Origin of the sequence: Metamycoplasma orale ATCC 23714 (genome assembly GCF_000420105.1) — a bacterium.
GTDB classification, from domain to species: Bacteria; Bacillota_I; Bacilli_A; order Mycoplasmatales; family Metamycoplasmataceae; genus Metamycoplasma; species Metamycoplasma orale.
On the sequence record NZ_ATUH01000014.1, the window covers coordinates 1 to 16,807 of the forward strand.

The window sequence follows — 16,807 nt, forward strand, 5'->3', positions numbered from 1 at the left end:
TTTCAATATTGATTTTAAAATTTGCTGCCTTTTGAGCATCTAAATTTATTTTAGATTTTCTTCCTTTTTTCTTTTCCATAGCAAAAGAATTATAACCAAACTTTTTGTATTTTTCTATTACTGAATAGCATGCTGAATAAGAATTTTTCATTATTTTAGATATTTCTAAAATGCTAAAATCTTGAAGATATAATTCAACAATCTTTATTTTTTGATCAAGTTTTAATTTCAAATAGCCTTTTATATCTCTATTTCATTTGCTTCTTTTTTCTTTTTTAAATTTGAATTGCATAAAAATGAACCCCTTTCCAAAAAGTCCGGAATTTGGGGTTCACTCTAACCGGCTTTTTATTTTTTAAATTCTTTTTCTACATATTTAGAATTAAATAAATATAGTAAGCTTCCTCAATCTAAATCAAATTTAAGAATATCACCACACTTGTATTTAATTTTAGAATCATTAGCATTAATAATTAAATGATCTGACGATCCACCTAAAATTTTCAAATCTTTATCATAAGGTATCATAGCATCGAACATTGTATCTAATTTACCAATAGCACAAATTATTCTTTTAATATTTCCAATGTCTTCGAAATAAGGTTTATGTCCAAAAGCATCAATTCCACATTCGCCCACTGGCAATGAACTTTTATAGTCAATTTCAATAATTTCGGCTTCACAACTAAATGCATCACGATACATACCTTTTATAGTTTTTCTATACATATCTTCTGTACCAAAAATCATAGCAAATCCCATTCTTAAAAAATTAATTTCTTTAGGCATACGATTTTCTCAAACTAAATGTAAGCTTAGTGAATTTCCGCCAGACATATGAGTCAATTTAATTTTCAATTCATCTTCAATTTTATGTTGAATATTTACAAATAATTTCATTGATTCATCCGAAGGAACCCTTGCGCCGTAACAACCGAAATTGCAACCTAGTCCAATTAATTTAACACCTTTTAGTTCATATATTTTTTTAGCAGTACTTAAAGCTTCTTCAGGTAAAACACCTTCGCGTCTATCTCCTAAGTCTATCATTAAAACTATTTCATGTGGTTTTAAATTATTTTTAAGGCAATACTCACTAATTTTTTCTATTACTTGAATGTCGCCATTTAAACTTGAATCACAAATTTTTACGACTTCAGGAATTTCAGAAATCATTGGTATTCTTAATAATTGTTTTTTAACATCTTTGAATTTATTAAAGATAGCAAAGTTTTCAAGTCTAGAATCACCAAAATATCTAATACCGGCTTCATAATATAATTCAGCCATTCTTTGATTTCCACAAAAACCTTTAGTAACAGCTAAAACTTCTATGTTGTGTTTTTTGCACATGTCAATAGCAACTTTTACATTGTTTTTAAATTTCTTTTCATCAATAATTATTTTTGGATATGACATTATTTACCTCTCAAATATTATTACATATAATAATATTTTACAATAAATACAACTTTAGTTATTAATTAGTTAGTTCTTAATGCTTTTGAAATAAAAAAGATAGCATTACATTAAACGCTATCTTGATATATTTATTATTTGTTAAATACTTTGTCAAAAAAATCAGCTGCTCAAGATTCTAATACAATTGAAATTGTAACATTTTTAGTATTGTTGTCTTTTTCAAAAACATCTTTTATAGATATTTCATAAATACCCTTTAATTTATTAATTTCATTTAATTTTGCTTCAATAGATTCGTTTTTATTTAAAGTAAATGTTATATCTCTAGATTTAAGTTGATTTTTATTGTATGGAACATATTGATGTTTTTTATTGGTTAATTTGTCTAATAGTATTTCACCAAATATTGCATTTGATTTTAAAACATTAGGATTTAATTTAGCTAAATAACCGATATAAATATCTTCTAAATAGATATCTGCTGAAACATTTTTATGAAAAATTATATTATTTGATTTTTTAAATACTAATGATTTATTTGTTAATGAAAGAATATCTCTTTTAATTTCTTCGAAAGTTTTTTCATTTGAAGCTATTCCCAAAACATTAGGCATATTATTAATCATTCCTATTTCAAATATTGAAATATTATTAATGTTTTGTTTTTTATTGTGAACTAGAACATTATTTAAAGATACTATCATAGAATTTCTTAAAGAAGAGTGATCATAATTTTTTGAATCGTTAGCCACTAAAGTATTTGTAAAATTAAAAGGATTAAAAATATTTTCTTCAGGTTTGATTAAACTAAAAGTTCTAACATTCATGTAATTTTTATCTTTGAATGATTCCAAAATTTTTTCATTAGGATTAACATTTTCTAAATTTTCGCTTGTAACAGTTATTGGAATTTGTTTTGATACAAAATTATCATATCCATAAAATCTAAATATTTCTTCAATTAAATCTTGATAAGAAAAAATATCATAACGATAAGAAGGAACCTTTAAATCATTTAATTTTTTATTATATTCAAAGCCTAATATTTCAAGTTTATTAATTACATCACTAAACTTCTTAGTTCTAGTAATGCTAAATGCTGCATATTTATCAATTATTTTTTTGTCCAAGAAAATAGATTGATTTTTAATTTTAGGTTTATTTATTAAAACGGAAAAATTTATTAAGTAAGTTGATAAGAAATGATAAGCTAAAATAATTTGGCCAGGTGCTATTTCTTTTTGTCCCCTTAAAGATGCTAAAGTTTCAAATTTAGCTTGTTTTGCTGATTTTCTAACTTTATTAATGCCAAATGAAGAAAGTTCAAATATTGTATTTCCTTTAGCATTTTTTTCAAATGCTTCTTTTAAAGGAGTGACTGAAGCTAACGAAAGAACTTTATTGCCATTTTTTACTACAAGGTTATTTTCAAGTTCAACTTCTATATTTTGCAAATTATTATTTAATGTAACTTTTTTAGAATAGTTTTCAGTACTAATTTCATTACTGATTAAATTATTATATGCAAAACAAGGAACGCCTGCGTATAGTAAAGTTAAAGAAGCTAAATCTAAAGCGCTATCGTCTGTTCTGATGCCATGCTTTCAAAGTAGCATCTTATCTTGTATTGAAAGATTTATTGAATCTGTGGTTTCAACTAAACTTAAATAGTTTGTGTCTATTAATTTATCAGAAACATTTAATGAAGATTTTAAAGTAGACTTATTTTCTTTTAATTTAAGAGGTTTACTATTAAAGTATGCGCCTAATTCTTTAGCCATTATTAAATAACAAGTTGCATCAGCACGGTTAGATAAAATAGTTACATCAATTAAATAATCATTTAATTCAAAATATTCAAGCGGATCTAAATTAAGATCAACTTTTTTAAATGTAAAAATTTGATCTTGAAATTCTTGTGGGATTATATTTTCATCAAAGCCAACTTCACTTAATCCAACTAACATTCCTTGAGATTCAATCCCTTGCATAACACGAGCAGCAAAAGTTACATTTTTAGATTTAGAACCAATTGGGAAAATCATTAAATAATCATCTTGCTTAACATTTGTAGCAGTTGTTTGAATAATTTTTGTTTCTCCATTTGACACTTCAATTTCACAAACTGATAATCTTTCAGCATTAGGATTTTTATAGATTTTTAAAACATGTCCAAATTTAATACCTTCAACTTCGTTGAATTTTTTAATTTCTTCAACTTCAAATCCAATTGAGTTAATAGCTTTTGCAATGTCATTAATAGATACATTTTGTAAGTTTGCTTCTTTTATTAATCTTCTATATGAAAATATCATTTTTATCTCCTTATTTAAATTGTTTTAAAAATCTTTTATCATTTGTATAAAACTCTCTAATGTCATCAATACCATATTTAATCATTGCAATTCTTTCAAGTCCAATTCCAGCAGCTATTCCTGTAACTTTTTTAGTATATCCTGCTTTTCTTAAAACTTCATTGTGAATCATACCTGCGCCTAGAACTTCGATTCATCTATTTTTATAAAATACGTCGACTTCAACACTAGGTTCAGTAAAAGGGAAATATGAAGGTCTAAGTCTAATTTCGACTTTTTCTTCAAGTACATATGAAAGCAATTCTTTTAATGTATAAATTAATGTTCCAAATGAGTGTTTTCCAACACTAACTAAATCAAGTTGTGTAAATTGATGAGTATGAGTAGCATCTTCTTCATCATTACGATATACCTTTCCAATTACAAATTGAGACACATTTTTATTTTTATATTTTTCCAAAACTCTTGCGCTAACTCCAGTATTGTGTGTTCTTAAAAGTTCATTTTGATTTAAGTATAAAGAATCTTGCATTTCTCTTGCGGGGTGATTTTTTGGAATGTTTAATCTTTCAAAGTTATATTCGTCATTTTCTATTTCAGAAGCTATAACTTCAAAGTAGCCGTTAATTGATAATCATTTTCTAAATCTCGAAGCAATTAATTCAATTGGATGAATAGTTCCACTAAAAGTTATTGGTGTGGCATAATCAATATATTCAGATTCAATAATTTTATTGTTTTCTATTTCTTCAATTCGGTTTTTTGCTTGCTCAAAAAAATCTTCAGCTTCTTTTTTTAATAATTGTATTTTTTTACCGATTTCTGCTTTTTCATTATTTTGTGCAGTTTTCAATGATGAAATTAAATTTAATAATTCTTTTGAATTATTAAATTCATATTTAATCTTTTTAAGATCTTCTAAATTATTAATTTTTTCTATATCAAACTTCATTATTTTTCTCCCTTAATAATTTTTCAATATTCATTAATTTTGGCTTCATATCCTTGTAATTGATAATTATAGTATCTATTATTATCATTTAGTTCATTTGGCAAATATTTTTGTTTTATATAGTGGTTAGGATAGTCATGTGGATATTTATATTCGTTACCTCTACCTAGTTTTTTGGCCGACTTATAATGAGAATCCTTTAAGAAAGCAGGCGTATCATATATTAGCCCATTTTCTAAGTCTCTTTGAACTTGCAAAGCAGCTAAATATGCAGAGTTAGATTTAGGACTTAATGCTATTTGTAAAATAGCATATGCAATAGGTAAGTATCCTTCAGGCATGCCTAATCTTTCAAAAGCACTTATTGCCGAATTAATTGCAGCACTTAAATGTACATTTGCAAGTCCGACATCTTCATATGTTGCACAAAGCATTCTTCTAAATAATCCATCAAAATCACCTGACTTAACTATTAGAAAACCATAATATAAACTAGCATCTGGATCGCTTCCCCTTAATGATTTGTGAAATGCTGAAAGATAATTATAATGTTCTTCACCATTTTTATTTGCAGCAAATTGAATTGAAGGCAAAAAGCTTTTAATATCATCTAATTTCAAATTTTTATTTCTAGAAAATAATGTACATACTAGTTCCAAATTATTTAGAGCACATCTATAATCTAAACCGGACTGCATAGCAATATGTTCTAAAATATCATTAGTAATATATTTTTCTAATTCTGCAGCATTGCTACTTAATGTATTTTTTAAAGCTTCTAAAATTTCATCATGACTAGGTTTTTTAAGTTCAACTATTAGCATTCTTGATCTAAGCGCAGGATTAATTTTAAAATAAGGATTTTCAGTAGTTGTTGCATACACGGTTATTTCCTTATTTTCCAAATAAGGTAAAAGAATATCTTGTTTATCTTTATTAAGCCGGTGAATTTCATCAATAATAATAATTTTAGAATTTTTTATTTTTGACACAAGATCTTCTTTTTTATCTGTAGCGGCATTAAAATATGAATATTTATCTGTTAAAGAAGAAGCTAAAATATAAGCTATTGTGCTTTTGCCAGTACCTGGTGAGCCGAAAAATATAAATGAAGAAAAGTCTTTTGATTCAATAATATTAGAAAAGATAATTTTATGTGCTTTAGTGCAAATAAAATTATCTAGTGTTTTAGGGCGCGAACTTAAAGCAAAATTTTTATTCATTTTAACCTTATTTCTTGTTATCAATTGTTAATGTATCACCATCAACAGTAATTTTAAAATCACCTATCAGAGCTTTTTTCTTTTCTTCAATTATTTTATTTGCTTCTTCTGGGCTTTTTCCATCCATTAACAATTTATCTTTTTCATGTTCAAATATAGAATTTAAAAAGTCAAGAAGTTGTTTATTTTCTTTTAGATTTATATTTGTATTTTCCAAAAGAGAAGAAACATTGCTATCTTTGTAATTATTTGCTGGTGTAGCTTCATAATTATTCATTAAGTTTACAACTGATTCAAGTGCAATTCTGTTAGTTAATTCTTTGAATTTTTTAGAACCTAAATTTGTGTACACTTGATATGGATTTTTTTGAGAATATTGTACTAAGTGTGCATTTCTTCTTAGTTTATCCATAACATTTATATGATCTTGTCAAGCTTGGTCAAAAATTTCTAAGATAATATTTCTTTCCAAAATAGTAAGTTGCATAACATTATATTTTTCAACAATGTTTTGACGTAATTTGGCATATTCTTTTCTAAAAATATTAGTAATATAACTAATTAAATCATCACGATCTAATTTTACTAATTCTTCTTCAGTAAATTTGTGTGTTGACAAATTCATTCAGTTTCTATTAATGTAGTCTACAAAAACTTTAAAATCAAGTGCATTATTTTTATTTGTAAAGAAAGGATTATCAACTATTTGAGTAACGCAAACATTAATCATTTTATTAATAATTGTTGAAAGGTCATCACGTTCCAATATTAAATCCCTTTGTTCATATATTAAGTCTCTTTGTTGCCTAATAACATCATCAAAGTTTAAAACAGATTTTCTATTATCAAAGTTAAAACCTTCTATTTTCTTTTGCGCAGAAATAAATGCTCTTCTAATTGATTCTCCTTCAATAGGATCATCACCATAAGAGGCAAACATTTCTTTTCATTTATCTTGAACTGAAAATCTTAAAATGAGTTGGTCATCTAATGATAAAAAGAATTTAGAATATCCAATATCTCCTTGACGTCCAGATCTTCCTTTTAATTGGTTATCAATTCTTCTAGATTCAGCTCTTTCTGTACCTAGCACATAAAGTCCGCCTAATTCAAGCGCTTCTTTAGAAGGCTTAATGTCAGTACCACGTCCTGCCATGTTAGTTGCTATAGTAACAGCCTTAACTTGACCTGCTTTAGAAATAATTTCAGCTTCAGAAGCATCTTGTTTTGCATTTAAAACAGCATGTGGTATACCTTCATTTAAAAGCATTTCATGTAGAACTTCTGAATCTTCAACTTGCGCGGTACCTATTAAAATAGGTTGTCCTTTTTCATAAACACGTTTAATTTCTTTAGTAACTGCTTTTCATTTTGAAAACATGGTTACGTAAATTTCATCTTTATCGTCTATCCTTATTAAGGGTTTATTAGTAGGAACTACATTAACACGCATATTATAAATTTCAATAAATTCATTTTCTTCAGTTTTAGCAGTACCAGTCATTCCACATATTTTTTTAAATAAACGAAAGAAGTTTTGATAAGTAATTGTTGCTAATGTTTTAGTTTCTGGTTCTATTTCAACTTTTTCTTTTGCTTGAATAGCTTGTTGGAGTCCTTCTGAATAAGCACGACCTTCCATGATACGTCCAGTAAATGAGTCAACTAATTCGATTTTGTCTTCTCTAACAATATATTCAACATCAAGCTTCATAACTTTATGTGCTCTTAATGCATTTTGAATTCTATGAACTAATTCTGAGTTTTCAATATCATATAAATTATGAAAATTAAAATACTTATTTGCTTTAGCAATTCCTTCATCTGTTAAATAAACAGATTTAGTTTCTTCATCAATAAAGTAATCATCTTTATTTAAAGTTCTAACAAATAAATCAGCAATGTTATAAATAGAACTAGTATCATCATCACCGCCAGAAATTATTAAAGGCGTTTTAGCTTCGTCAATTAAAATAGAATCGACTTCATCTAAAAGAATAAAATCAAGTCCCCGTTGAACTTTTTCTTCTTTAGATTTAACCATGTTATCTCTTAAATAATCAAACCCTAATTCAGAGTGAACTGAATAAGTAATATCACAAGCATAAGCCTCACGTTTAAGATCTGTTGATAAAGAAGCTAAATTTATGCCAACTGTAAGTCCTAATCATTTAAATACTTGTCCCATTTCTTCAGCATCACGTTGTGCAAGATATTCATTAACTGTTGAAATAATAACACTTGATCCTGTTAATGCATTTAAATAAACTGGTGCTATAGAAGTAATTGTTTTACCTTCCCCGGTTTTCATTTCAGCAACAGAACCTAAATCTAGAATTACTCCACCTATCATTTGAACATCAAATGGACGTTTTCCTAAAACACGCTTAGTAGCTTCTCTAGAAACAGCAAAAACTTCCGGTCTAATTTGTTCTCTTGTTTCACCAGAATTTAAACGTTCCCTAAATTCATTAGTTTTTCTTTTTAATTCTTCATCAGATAAAAGTGAAATTTCAGGTTCAAATCTATTAATTTTTTTAAGAGTAGCTTCTGCTATTTTCATTTCTCTAGTTTTAAAATCAAAAAGTCTTTTTCAAAAAGACATTTCTTCATTTGCATGTTTTTTAGGTTTTTCTTTATTTTTAGTTTCTTTGATATCTTGTTCTTTTATAGTTTGATTATTTGTTTTCATATTACTTTATAATTGTATAACATTTTTACTTTTTTTACTAGTTATTATTTAGCACATTACAAAACTGTTGATTTTACAATTTAATTTAAAATTAAAAATAATAAAACTCGCAAGTTAATGCGAGTCAATTATTATTTTGTTTCTTCTTTTTTAGTAGTAGTTTTTTTAGTTGATTCAGCTTTAGGTTTTTCTTCTTTTGATTTTGTTTCTTTAGCTTCTTCTTTTTTATCTTCAGCTTTATCTTTTTCAAACTTTGCTTTGTCTAATGTTTCAAAATATTTTTTAACTTTGCTATCAAGTTTTTTATATTCAGCTGCTGCTTCTGGATCTGTATAATTCATCATTTTTTCAATTAATTTTTTAGTCATTTCATTAGTTTGATATGTGCTAAATGGAATGTATTGTTTAATAATGTCAATGTTTTGAAGGCCTCAATTTGCTGCTATATCGCCAATATATTTTTCATAATCTTTGTATGTAACATTGATTTTTTCAGCTTCTGCCATAGCGCCCATAATAAATGAAGATTTTAATTCTTTAATAATTTTTTCTTCATTATCTTTAAGATATTCTTCTTTTGTAAGTCCGGCACTTTCTAAAAATTCATCTTCGGTAATTTGTTGTTCTTCTAATTTTCTTAAGAATGCATGGTAAGTTTGTTCTTTTCTATTTTCAATAATTGCTTCATGAATTTCAAATTTTGCAAGTGAGTTTACTTTATCACTTAGTTTTGCTGAATAATCACTTTCAACATCTTTAAGATGTTCTGCTAATGCATAAGTATTAATATATTGTTCAAAATCTTTCTTTGTTTTGATTAATGGTGAAAGGTTTAGTTCTGCTACAAAGCTATCGGTTATTTCTGGTAATGAAATAGTTTTAATTGAATTGATTTTAACTTTAAATACTACATCTTTTCCAGCTAAGTGTTTTACATGATAATCTGTAGGGAATTTAAGTTTAAGATCTTTTTCTTCGCCTTTTTTAAGGCCAATCATTTTTTCTTCAAATCCGGGGATAAATCTCTTAGATCCAATTTCTAAATCAAAGCCTTCAGCTTTTCCACCTTCAAATTCTTTTCCATCAATAAATCCAGTGAAATCAAAATTTACTTCATCGCCTAATTTAATAGGTTCTTCACTTTCAAGTTTTACAGCGTATTTGTCAAGTTTTTCTTTTTTAATTTTTTCAATTAAGTCTGCTGGGACATTTAAGTTTTCTAATTTAATTTTTAATGATTTGTAATCACCTAAAGTTATGTGAGGAATAACAATATATTCTCCACTAATAGCTAATTCTTTTTCATTAATATTTTCTAATTTTAATGAAATAGATTTTTCTCAAAATAGGTTTTTATTTTGTTCAGCAGCTTTTTGATCTAATTTTTCAATAGCAACATTTTGTGAACTTTTAATTGCTTTTTCAAAAACTTTATCAATGCTAATTCTTGCATCTAATTTATTAATAGGCGCTTTACCTTTTCTAAAACCTGGAACAACAACTTCTGCTCTTAAAGCATTTCTTGCTTTTTTAAGATAAGTTTCTCATTGTTCACCTTCTAATTTAGTTTCAACTTTAACTACTCAGTCTTTACTTTTAATTTCTGCCATTTTAGTTCCTTTTCTAAAAATTTAAATTAAGTTATATCTAATATATAAACTTTAAAAATTATATAAGTTTTTATGTTTTTATTTTCTAATTTGAAAAAATTTCATAAAGTTCTAATTCATTTTTGTCTTTTAAATCTTTTTTATCTTTATTTCCTAATAAAACTTCTGTAACTGAAACAATAGTTTCATAATCGTTTTTAGTTTTATTTTTTAAAATATCTACTCAATATAAGAAAAGATATCCAGCAAATACTTGTGATGCGATTTTATAATTTGCTATATCTTTTTCATATTTAGTCAAAACTTCATTTTTAATTTTATCTATATCTTTATTTGAAAGAAGTGATTTAAATTTTTTAGGATTAATTTTTTCTTTTTTAATTATGTATTCATAATCAATTTCTTTTTCAACCATTAATTCATAGATTAGAGTTTGAAAAGAACCATATTCAAATCCATCTTTATTAAAAAAATATTGGAATTCAGAAGCTAAATTTTTAACGTCATTTCTATTTTTTAGTTCATTGTAGCAAACCATAAATAGATAATCCATTTTAAGAGATTTAAGAAAATTAATTAAGTCAATTGTAGGTAATGAAGTTTTAACTAATAATTTATTTTTCTTAATGTCAAAAATTATTTTTTCTCTTAAATAATTTAGAACTTCCTGTTCTTCTTTCAAAACATATTCCTTTAAAGATTTATCAATTAAATAAGAAGCTTTAATTGGGTCTTCCTCTTTTTCTTTTTCAATTAAGTCTATAAGTTTTTGAAATTCATGATTTTTTTCAGACATATATTTCTCCATTATGTAAGTTTGATTAATAAAATTGTCTATTTTAATATATACTTTATTATGTATAGATTAATACATTATATTATAAAACAATAATAATAATTTTTGAGTAGTAAAGGAGTAATAATGTCAAAGATTACTAAAATATTAGCTTATGAAGTTTTGGATAGTAGAGGAAATCCAACTGTTAAAGTTGAACTTAACACTGAAAAACATTTTGTGGAAGCAATGGTTCCTTCTGGCGCTTCAACGGGATCTAAAGAAGCTTTGGAACTTAGAGACAAAAACACAAAATATGAAAAAAATTGATTTGGTGGCAAAGGTGTTCAAACAGCAGTTGATAATGTTAACAACATTTTAGCGCCTAAATTAATTGGTAAAGATGTTCTTAAACAAAAAGAATTAGATGAATTTCTTTTAAAAGAAGATGGTACAGAAACTAAATCTAAGTTAGGTGCAAATGCGCTTCTTGCTTTGTCATGTGCTTTTGCTAAAGCAGCCGCTAAAGAAAAAAATTTAGAATTATATGAATATTTAGCTTCAATTGATTCAAGAAAACCATATAAACTTCCAGTGCCTATGTTAAATGTTATTAATGGTGGAGAACACGCTTCAAATACAATTGATTTTCAAGAATTTATGATTATGCCTTTAGGAGCTAAATCATTTAAGGAAGCAATGCAAGTAGCAAACTTTGTATTTCATACATTGGCTAAACTTCTAAAAAAACACGGATATGGAACACAAGTTGGTGATGAAGGCGGTTTTGCCCCTAATTTACACACCCATGAAGAAGCACTTGAATTTTTAGTTAATGCTATAAAAGAAGCAGGTTTTAATCCTTCAACTAAAGGTGAAAAAGCAGTGGGAATTTGTTTAGACTGTGCCGCTTCAGAACTTTATAATGAAGACAAAAAGAAATATATCTTTAAAAAATTTAAAGCAGCAATTGAAAATAAACCTGAAGAATATGCTAAATATAAGAATTATAAATATGAATTTAGTAGTAAAGAATTAATTGATTATTACAAATCTTTAATTGAAAAATTTCCTATTATTTCTATAGAAGATAGTCACCATGAAGATGATTGAGATGGCTTTGTAGCTATGAAAAAACTATTTGGAAATAAAGTTCAATTGGTGGGTGATGACTTAATTGTAACTAATCCAAAATACATAAAAGAAGCGATTAAAAAAGATGCTATAAATGCCTCTTTAATTAAAATTAATCAAATAGGAACGATTAGTGAGACAATAGAAGCGATTAAACTTACACAAGGTGCAAATATGATCCCTGTTATTTCACATCGTTCAGGTGAAACAGAAGATACCTTTATAGCTGATTTAGCAGTTGCTTTTAATTGTGGAGAAATTAAAACTGGCTCACTTTCAAGAACAGATAGAATTGCAAAATATAACCGTCTTTTAAAAATAGAAATGTTACTTGGTAAAGATGGAAAATATGAAGGAAGAGCAACTTTTACTAACTTAAAATAATTTAATAAACGAAAAAATAGACCTTTTAAAAAGCCTATTTTTTATTTTAAAATTAAGAATTATTTTTTAAATTTTGAAATTGTTAGTGAAAGAACAAAACTTTCAAATGAATCTTTTTTAGCACTAAATTTGTATAGTAATTTTCCTTCAGAAGATTTAGAATGGTCTACTTCAACATTTTCAATTACATATCCAACATAATGTTCTTCAAGTTTTTGTTTAAGTATTTCCATAGTAACTTCTGATGCTGGTTTAGATTGATCGAAAGTACTTCCTTTTAATCTTAAGTCAAATACTGATTTAGTAAATAAATATTTTGTAATATTGCATTGCAAGAATTCATTTGCAACAACTTCAACTCTTTTTGATGCAACTTGATCTTTTGTGTTTCCTGCGTTTAAATCATTTGTTGAAACTACAGATATTTTAATTGTAAGTTTTTTTGTTTCTTGATCATATATTGGGCTTGAAAATACATAAGCATAATATTCTGAATACATTTCTTTAGGTAAAAATGTGTTATGAGGCAAGAAATAAACATTACTTTTAGCTTCAAATGTTGTTGAATCATATTTTAGATGTTGTAAAAGTTTTTTACTACCAAAGTTTCCTGAAACCATTTGATTATATAAATCTTTATTAAGGCAAACTAATGAGTTTATATAACTTAATGTATTTTTCTTTATAGGATTAATTGCTGGTCCTCCATTAGCATCATCTGAATCACTATCAGTAAATTTAGAAAGATCTAATGTTGGTTCAAATTGTTCAGTAATAGTTCCTGTAGGCGCTTCTATATCTTGAATCTTATTAGATTCATTTTTTCCTTCGTTTAAGATATTAACACCAAGTTTTTCTAAATCAATTTCTTTTTCAATTTTAACTTTTGGACTTCCAGGTCAATAAGCAAAACTTAATTCTGCTTCTACATAATATTTATTATCTTTTTTGTAAACATTTCCAAAGTTATAAATTAAGTTATTTAATTTTTTTCCTTCAATAAAGAACGATTTATTAGAAAGATTTAAATTATTTAATTTTTCAATATAAGTTTTATCTTTACTATAAAATGGACAAATTTTTTCATCTTTAATTGCATCTGTTAAAAAGTTTTTGCATTCTTCGGCTGAAAGATTATGTGGATTAATTACATCTTTGTTGTAATTTGTTTCAACTTGTATATTAGTTTTTAAAACTTTTATATCTTTATTAACAATTGCATGAATTTCATATGAAATTGTTATTTTCTTTTTGCCAGCCACTTCTTCAACTTTTACTTCAGTTGCAGTTGCTATAAATTTTGATGAATCATAACCGCTTATCACAAAGTTAGGTGTATGATTTTCTTGTGCTATTGCATTTCTATTTATAATGTCTTGATATGCAGTTTCATTAGAAATATATGCTTTAATATTTTTTGTTTCTTCTTCAATAATTTTTTTAGCTTGTTCTTCTTCTGCTATTTTTTCAGGTGTTTTCTTTCAACCTTTTAAAGCGAATTCTTTGTTTTTCTTAGATGAAACATTAACTTTTTTAGATTTTAATTTGAAAAGTATTGTAAGTTCATAAAATCCAGCTTCGTCATTAGGAACCATTTTTTTACTTTCGATTTCAAATCCTTCTGGCACATTTGCTACGACTTTACTTAGATCAGCATCTTTTAATAAAGTATTAGATATGTCTCCTGAATAAGAGAATGTAGTATTTTTTTCTGCTTCTTCTAATTTAGCAATTTCTTTTTGTTCTTCTTCACTTAATGGTTTGCCTAAATTAGTAGTAAATACTGTTTCGCTAATTTTTGGGTTACCTCTATTATAAAATCCTATTTTATAGCTAAAGATAATTTCACCATTAGCATTTATTTCATAATCAATTTTTCCAGAAACTTGAATTTTACCATGTGATTCATATGTTGGTTCTTTAGCATTTGCTATTTGTAAGTCATTGGCTAAATCTTTAATTTTAACATCAATTAAATATTCATTTGTTTCTTGTCAATTAGGTCTTTTGCCAGCTTCTACTGCAATCATTTTATTATTTTTATAGTCATAATAAAAATCTTTTTTATCAGCTATTGCTTTATAAAATTGATCTAATTTATCACTAATAATAGATAATGAATTAGATGCATCAAGATTATCAAATGTTGTATCTCTATTATCGATTTGTAATTTCTTGTTATAAACGCTTCCTACCATTTTTACAAGTTTTTCAAATTGTACTTTTAATTCGTTTGCAGATTTTTTAGAACTCAAAACTTTTTTTGATTCTTCAATTAATTTTTTAAGTTCTGTAACATCACTTTGCAATGTTTCATATTTAGGCAAACTACCAATTTGATCAATAAGGCTATTTGCAACTTTAATTTCCTCATTTAATTTATTTGACATTTCTTTTGTTTCTTTGTTTTCACAAGATTGTAAAATCAAAGGCATTGAAGGTAATACTAGTAAACTAGTGCTTAATAGTAATATGTTCTTTTTCATAAATTTAAACTTCTCCTTAATTGTTTAATTCTTAATTATTAAAATAACATGATTTAATTATATACTTATTAAAACTAAAGCAAAAATTTATTAAAATAAAAACTCCCAATTTTAATGGAAGTTTTTTACAATTATGTATTTGATTATAATTCAATTTTAACTTTAACTGAAGGTCCCATTGTTGTAGAAACAGTAATGTTTTTAATATATGTTCCTTTAACGGTTGTAGGTTTCAATTTTTTAATTGTTTGAATTAAAGCATCTGCGTTTTCAGCAAGTTTTTTAGTATCCATTGATTTTTTACCAATTGATGTATGAATAATACCATTTTTATCAGCTCTATAGTTAGCTTTACCTTTTTTAAGTTCTTCAACTGCTTTAGCAGGAGTGGTAGTTACAGTTCCGGTTTTAGGGTTAGGCATTAAACCTTTAGGTCCAAGTTTCTTACCAAATTTTCCTAAAACTAACATCATTTTAGGGTCGGCAACAATAACATCAAAATCATATTTATCTTGATTTAATACTTCGTTTAATTCAGCACCTGAATATACATAGTCAGCACCGGCAGCTTTAGAAGCTTTTTGTGATGCAACATCATCTGTCGCAACTAAAACTTTAACACTTTTACCTGAACCATTAGGAAGAACAATAGCCCCTCTTAATTGTTGTTCAGCTTTTCTTGTATCTAAGTTAAGGTTTAAAGCAATATCAACTGATTCATTAAATTTCGCATATGAAGCTTTTTTTGCTAATTCAATTGCTTCATTTAATGGTAATACGTCCGAAGTAGAAACTAATTTTTTAGCTACTACTACATTTTTAGAAAGTTTTTTAGCCATTAGTTAATTCCTTTCTTTAGTCATTCTTCGTAACCATCAATTTTAATTCCCATTTGTCTAGCAGTTCCAGCAATTTGTTTCATTGCAGAGTGTACGCTAGTAGTATTTAAATCAGGTAATTTATATTCAGCTATTTCTTTTAATTGTGCAATGGTAATAGTTCCAGCAACATCTTTATTAGGAACACCTGCACCTTTTTTAACTTTAGCTGCTTCAATCAATTTATATGAAGTAGGTGAAGTATATAATTTAAAATCAAATGATTTATCTTTATATACAGTAATTAATACAGGAACAGGTTCTTGTCCTCTGTTTTTGGTTTGATCATTAAATGCCTTTGTAAATTCAGGCATATTAATTCCAACACCTGCAAGTGCTGGACCAGGTTTTGCTTGACCTGCAATAAATTGCAGTTTGGCTTTTTTTACAACTTCTTTAGCCATTTTAAGTCCTTTCATACTCTGTGGTGCAAATGAGTTTATTAAATAAACTCTCCCACTCGCTAGAGGCAATGTAATAATTGCATTTAGTATTATATAATAAAAATATTTTTTTTAGCAAAATAACTAAATGAAAAAATTAAGTTTTTTTATTAAAAAAAATAAAAAAATATGACATTTAAATTTTGGTATGAACCCCAAATATTGGACTTTTTAATTGTGTTTGGACTTATTCCTGTATTGAACAGGACTAAGCCCTTTTAATTTATTAACAATTCTGTCATTATTATAATATGAAATATATTTTTCTAAAGCAGTTTTAAATTCTTTAAAACTTTTAAATCTATTTTCTTCTTCAAATCAAAATTCTCTTTTTATAACACTAAATAAACATTCAGTGGGACTATTGTCTAAACAATTTCCTTTTCTTGACATGCTTTGAATTGTTTGTTTCTCCTTCAAATAATTTATATACTCTTCATGAGTATATTGTCATCCTTGATCAGAATGCAACAATACATTGTTTAAACTATGT

At 26.2% G+C, this 16,807-nt stretch carries 12 protein-coding genes and 1 pseudogene; 1 reads left to right on the forward strand and 12 read right to left on the reverse strand.

The genetic code is table 4. From position 1 onward, the window contains the following. From F795_RS0102960 to F795_RS0102995, 8 genes are all read right to left on the reverse strand, one after another. Window positions 1–292 (reverse strand): helix-turn-helix domain-containing protein (locus F795_RS0102960; RefSeq protein WP_022935852.1); only part of this gene is annotated, 292 nt, incomplete at its 3' end. Window positions 293–348: 56 nt separating this feature from the next. After that, window positions 349–1,419, reverse strand: coding sequence for an alanine/ornithine racemase family PLP-dependent enzyme (locus F795_RS0102965; protein ID WP_022936235.1), 1,071 nt, complete (start codon window positions 1,417–1,419; stop codon window positions 349–351). A gap of 134 nt (window positions 1,420–1,553) precedes the next feature. After that, a complete protein-coding gene (locus tag F795_RS0102970) occupies window positions 1,554–3,737 on the reverse strand; it encodes a phenylalanine--tRNA ligase subunit beta (RefSeq protein ID WP_022936236.1) in 2,184 nt (727 codons plus the stop codon). Between the two features lie 10 nt (window positions 3,738–3,747). After that, window positions 3,748–4,689 (reverse strand): phenylalanine--tRNA ligase subunit alpha, encoded by a 942-nt coding sequence (gene pheS / locus F795_RS0102975; RefSeq protein ID WP_022936237.1) that lies wholly within the window; start codon window positions 4,687–4,689, stop codon window positions 3,748–3,750. Further along, on the reverse strand, window positions 4,689–5,912 hold the full coding sequence (locus tag F795_RS0102980) for a replication-associated recombination protein A (RefSeq protein WP_027120307.1): 1,224 nt from the start codon (window positions 5,910–5,912) through the stop codon (window positions 4,689–4,691). Before F795_RS0102980 ends, pheS begins: the two co-directional genes overlap by 1 nt. A 7-nt stretch (window positions 5,913–5,919) precedes the next feature. After that, entirely contained in the window at window positions 5,920–8,517 is a 2,598-nt protein-coding gene (gene secA / locus F795_RS0102985; protein WP_027120308.1) for a preprotein translocase subunit SecA, read from the reverse strand. Window positions 8,518–8,735: 218 nt separating this feature from the next. After that, a complete protein-coding gene (gene tig / locus F795_RS03605; protein WP_022936240.1) occupies window positions 8,736–10,214 on the reverse strand; it encodes a trigger factor in 1,479 nt (492 codons plus the stop codon). An 85-nt stretch (window positions 10,215–10,299) separates the two neighbouring features. Further along, window positions 10,300–11,010, reverse strand: a complete 711-nt coding sequence (locus F795_RS0102995) for a hypothetical protein (protein ID WP_022936241.1) — start codon at window positions 11,008–11,010, stop codon at window positions 10,300–10,302. Window positions 11,011–11,136: 126 nt separating this feature from the next. Between F795_RS0102995 and eno the strand changes: the two genes are divergently transcribed. Next, window positions 11,137–12,507 (forward strand): phosphopyruvate hydratase, encoded by a 1,371-nt coding sequence (gene eno, locus F795_RS0103000; RefSeq protein ID WP_022936242.1) that lies wholly within the window; start codon window positions 11,137–11,139, stop codon window positions 12,505–12,507. 59 nt (window positions 12,508–12,566) lie between these two features. Here eno and F795_RS06905 read toward each other — a convergent pair whose 3' ends face one another. From F795_RS06905 to F795_RS06910, 4 genes and pseudogenes are all read right to left on the reverse strand, one after another. Next, entirely contained in the window at window positions 12,567–14,993 is a 2,427-nt protein-coding gene (locus F795_RS06905) for a hypothetical protein (RefSeq protein WP_022936243.1), read from the reverse strand. Window positions 14,994–15,136: 143 nt separating this feature from the next. Next, complete coding sequence (gene rplA / locus F795_RS0103010; protein WP_022936244.1) at window positions 15,137–15,832, reverse strand: 50S ribosomal protein L1; 696 nt, start codon at window positions 15,830–15,832, stop codon at window positions 15,137–15,139. Window positions 15,833–15,846: 14 nt separating this feature from the next. Further along, a pseudogene (gene rplK / locus F795_RS0103015) lies at window positions 15,847–16,275 on the reverse strand (50S ribosomal protein L11); the annotation flags it as partial. A 210-nt stretch (window positions 16,276–16,485) separates the two neighbouring features. Further along, window positions 16,486–16,807 (reverse strand): IS3 family transposase (locus tag F795_RS06910; RefSeq protein ID WP_022936246.1); only part of this gene is annotated, 322 nt, incomplete at its 5' end.